4 protein-coding genes are annotated in these 4351 nt (G+C 71.0%); all 4 read left to right on the top strand.

The features are described from left to right. Window positions 1-165 precede the first annotated feature (165 nt). Window positions 166-1074, top strand: coding sequence for an LLM class F420-dependent oxidoreductase (locus G6R24_RS18685; protein ID WP_225438722.1), 909 nt, complete (start codon window positions 166-168; stop codon window positions 1072-1074). 245 nt (window positions 1075-1319) lie between these two features. Then, window positions 1320-1610 (top strand): hypothetical protein, encoded by a 291-nt coding sequence (locus G6R24_RS18680; protein WP_163550492.1) that lies wholly within the window; start codon window positions 1320-1322, stop codon window positions 1608-1610. Window positions 1611-2087: 477 nt separating this feature from the next. Next, window positions 2088-2876, top strand: coding sequence for an SDR family NAD(P)-dependent oxidoreductase (locus tag G6R24_RS18675; RefSeq protein WP_163550491.1), 789 nt, complete (start codon window positions 2088-2090; stop codon window positions 2874-2876). 470 nt (window positions 2877-3346) lie between these two features. Further along, a complete protein-coding gene (locus G6R24_RS18670) occupies window positions 3347-3853 on the top strand; it encodes a hypothetical protein (protein WP_163550490.1) in 507 nt (168 codons plus the stop codon). Window positions 3854-4351: the final 498 nt, after the last annotated feature.

Below are 4351 nucleotides of genomic sequence, written 5' to 3'. Positions count from 1 at the left end.
CATCTGCTATCTTGCGACGTCCGGACTCTCAGCCGCCGCTGGTCGGGGGCGGATACGCACCCGCGACCCCGCCCACGATCCACGCGCCTGTCGGCATCGCCCTGCGGTACAACCGGAATGGGCCCCCTGCCCGGGAGGACCGAACCTGTCGAGAGGATCGTGCCCGTGACCTCGCCTTCTTCCCCCGCAACGGCCAGCGGGATCGCGTCCGGACCGCGCACACCCGGGTTCGGGGTGCATCTGGGATCGGTCAACCCCAAGGCATGGGTGGACGTCGCGGTCGAGGCCGACCGGCTCGGGTTCGAGTCGGTGTGGGTGCCCGAGCACGTGGTCGTGCCGATCGAGACGAGCGGGAGCCCGTTCGCCGGGTCGGACCATCCGCCGATCCCGCCGAACGTCCCGGTGCACGACGCCCTGGCGATGCTGAGCTTCATCGCGGCGAAGACCACCAGGATAAAAATCGGTACAAATGTGTTTAATATTGGACTTCGCCATCCTTTTCTCACCGCACGGGCGGCGACGACGGTGGACATCCTCTCCGGTGGCCGGCTGGCCCTCGGGGTCGGCGCGAGCTGGCTGCGGGCGGAGTGGGACGCACTCGGCCTCGACTTCGACACCCGCGGCGCACGGATCGACGAGACCCTCGACGTCCTGCGCCGACTGTGGACCGAGGAGGTCGTCGAGCATCACGGCCGGTTCTTCGACTTCGGTCCGGTCACGTTCGAACCGCGGCCGGTGCGCCCGAGCGGACCGACGCTGCACATCGGCGGGGACGGAGCCGCGGCACTGCGCCGAGCCGCCACGTACGGCACCGGCTGGATGCCGATGAACCACACCGCCGAGCAGCTACCGGCGTCCCTGGAGCGCCTGGCCGCCCTCGCCGAGCGCGCGGGACGCACCGACCCGCTGGAGGTCACCATCAGCGGCCAGGTGCGCCGACCCGAGGACATCGAGCCCTACGTCAAGGCCGGAGTGACCCGGATCATCGTCCAGCCGTGGGCTCGCTCCCGGGAGGCGATCGACGAAATGCGGCGCTTCGCGGCGGATGTCATCGTCCCGCTGGGTGCCGGCTGAACGGACCGGGGCGGCATCGTTTTGCACCAGGCCCGCCGAGGCACGCCCAGTGCCACCGAGACGGCTCGACCGTGCGCCCTCGACCGGTACTCTGAGCCGACGCTATCAATTCAGCACCGCCACAAAATCTGCATACATACAGTATTTTTGGAACTACCCGCAGTAAAGCGATGCAGGTCGCAGGAAACAAGCCGCTTTCTTGTTGCATCGTTATAGATGTCAGCACTAATTGCGGGAGTGACCTAATGCATTCTGTGGACCACGTCACCATCGTCGGCCCGTCGGACGGCGGCTTAGGCATAGAGCTGCCTCGTCAGGACCTACGGCACCGCGCCGAGCTCGCGGGCCGCACCGACCGGACGGGCGCTCGCGTACGAGCCGCTCTGCGCTGCGCGAACGGGCCGCTGCGCGCCCGCGTCCTCGCGCACACGCTCGACCTTCCGTCGTCCGAGGTCACCGCCGCCCTACGGCGGCTACAGGAACTCGGCGCCGCCACCTCACGGGACCGCAGGTGGACCGCCGTCATCGACGACTGAGCCGAACCCGGGGCGCCTGAGCCGAACCGGGACGACGATCCCGGCCGCTCGATCCCGGCCGCCCGATACCGAACCGCGATGCCCGAGGCGACGAGCCGGCCAACGAAGCTCCGGCTCGCCTCGACCCCGAACGACCCGCCGAGCACAGCACCGTCCTGGTCGAAGCACATTCGACGGACTCGGCCGACCACGGCCGGGTTTCCCCTGACGGGCGCCCCCGGCGGCGTCATTACGCGCGTCACATTATTGCGGTTTTATCAACGCCGAGCCGAGATGTTCCGTTGAAGACGAACTCACAGGTGATGGCGGTTTCGCCGTTCCGGCAGGTGTCCAAGCCCGGATTGGCCTCGATGTTGTCCGTATCCGGCCCACCATTGCGCATCTGAGCCGACGTGCAGGGGCCACTGTCCGGCGGCCCTGCGTTCACCTCGACCGGGGACGCTTGTCACCGAGGGACCACGGACCTTCGGAGGCAGCGTGGCACGGTCGTCGGTCATCGTCACCGGCGCGGCGTCGGGGATCGGACGCGCGTGCGTGCACCTGTTCACCGAGCGCGGCTGCGACGTGGTGGCTGTCGACAACGACAGGTCCCGCCTCGAGGATCTGGCCCGAGCCGCCCGGGCTGACGGGTTGGCCGGACCGGGCGAGCTCGTCACGCTGGTCGGGGACGTGTCCAGGCAGGAGACGGGCACGGCCATGGTGCGCGCGGCGCTGGAGCACTTCGGCCGCCTCGACATCGCGGTGCTCAACGCCGGGATCGGCGGCACCCTGCCCTGGGAGGACGAGGGCGCGATCGCCCGGCTCGACGAGATCCTGGCGGTCAACGTGCGCGGCGTCGCGATCGGCATCCGGTCGAGTGTGCCGGCGCTGCGGGCCGCCGGTGGTGGAGCGATCGTCGTGACGGCGTCCAGCGCGGGGCTCGCGGCCGACCCGGGCAACTGGGCCTACAACGCGTCCAAGGGCGCGGTGATCAATCTGGTCCGGGCGGCGGCACTTGATCTCGCCGCCGCGCACATCCGGGTCAACGCGATCGCCCCCGGCCTGACCGAGACACCGCTGATGGCCCGCCACCGCGACATCCCGGGGCTGGTCGAGGCGTCCAGCCGGCGCGTCCCGCTGCAACGCTGGGGGCTTGCCCGGGAGCAGGCCGCGGCCATCTGGTTCCTCGCGTCGGCCGACGCCGCCTACATCACCGGCGCCGTCCTGCCCGCGGACGGCGGCCTGACGGCGATGCACGGCGCCGTCCCCCCGCCACCCCTGGCCTGACGACCGACGGCCACACCTGGCCTGACGACCGCGGCTGGTGGCCGCACCAGCGGTGGCCTGCCACGGTGCAAGGGGGACGTGCAGGGCCGCACCTGATGGTTGCGCTCTTTGCGGGATCGGCCCAGCACGGTGTGATGTGTTCACCGGCGGACGCACAGACCGCGTCCCAGCTACCGAGGCGAGGAGGGCTCCTGGTGAGTACAACGGGATTCTCCTCCTGGGACTGCGGATTCCGCCGAGGGTTGCTGCCCCGCTCGCATTCGATCCCCCATCGCGGTGGGCGGATCGCCACGCGGGCGTGTATGGGCGGTGAGGCACACCGGGAGAGGACCGCACGCATCGCAATCCCAGGTCCTCTCCCGGACCCTGTTCCCACGACCAACCCCGCACCATCCGACCCGCGGACGACCGACCCGCGGACGACCGACCCGCGGACGACCGGCCAGCACACGACCGGCCAGCACACGGCGGTGCGGGCCGCCGCCGGGGCGTTGCTGTACTGGCGACGGCCGGCCTGCGCTCCCGGGCTGCGGTTCACCTGCCGCGACAACACTGTGATCATCCGCTACCGGTACGCCGGTCGGACATGCGAACTGCGGATGCCCCACGGGCTCTGGTCGCAGTTCGTCGACGACGTCCGGCGGGGACGGTTCGATCTGCTCGCCGTCGCCGACGGGGAGAACGGCTGGACGTCGTGGAGTCTGGGCCACGGTCAGGTCGCCCGCGGCCTGCCCGACGAAGTGATCATCCGGGTCGGCGCACGGCAGGACGAGCAGCGGGAGCGTCGGCTGCCCACGACGATCTGGGAGTTGATCCTCGTCGCGGTGCGGGCGCACGCCATCGACAACCTCGACGCGCCGACACCCGTCCGACCAGGTGATCATCGGCCGTCCGGCTTCCTGCTCCTGCACGGCAGCGCCCTGCGCCCGACGACCCGACCACGCACCGACGGCCAGGACCGGCAGCCAGGCGACTAGCCGGTTCGACACACGGCCCGGCGCGGTCCGCGGAGGGCTGACCGCGTCGGGTCCCCGCACCCGATCCCCGCCCCTTGACCACCGGTCACCAGCCACCGACCACCAGCCACCGGCTGGTTTCAGACCAGGCGCCCCTGCGACGGGGACGCCTCAGCCCGACGGGCCGCTCGCCGCCCCCCACCCCATCGGCGAGTGGCCCGTCGGATGTTCGTGGCACCGCGCGCCGCCCGTTCGGGCCGGCCGACGGGTGCACCTAGGAGCCGGCGGCGACCGGTGGGCGTGCCCATCCGGGCATACCCCGCTGGCCAGCGAATTCAGTGTGATGCGCGCCAGGGGCCGGTTCCCCCCGGGTGCACCGGGGTGTTCCCACGGGGGTGCCCACGGCGGGCTCGAACCGCCCCCACCGGACGGTTCTCGCGCGCCATCGGCCGCTGTACCACGGGTCACATCGGCGCCCCGCGCGGCGTCAGCGGTGACATTCCGATGGACCGGGAAGCA

Source organism: Candidatus Frankia nodulisporulans, from assembly GCF_902806475.1.
Classification (GTDB): Bacteria; Actinomycetota; Actinomycetes; order Frankiales; family Frankiaceae; genus Frankia; species Frankia umida.
Note: the sequence above shows the minus strand (reverse complement) of the source record. Positions and strands in the feature narration are given on the sequence as shown.

Excerpts from the sequence above, each read along its gene's own strand:
- G6R24_RS18680 (WP_163550492.1), top strand. The coding sequence starts at position 1,320 with ATGCATTCTGTGGACCACGTCACCATCGTCGGCCCGTCGGACGGCGGC.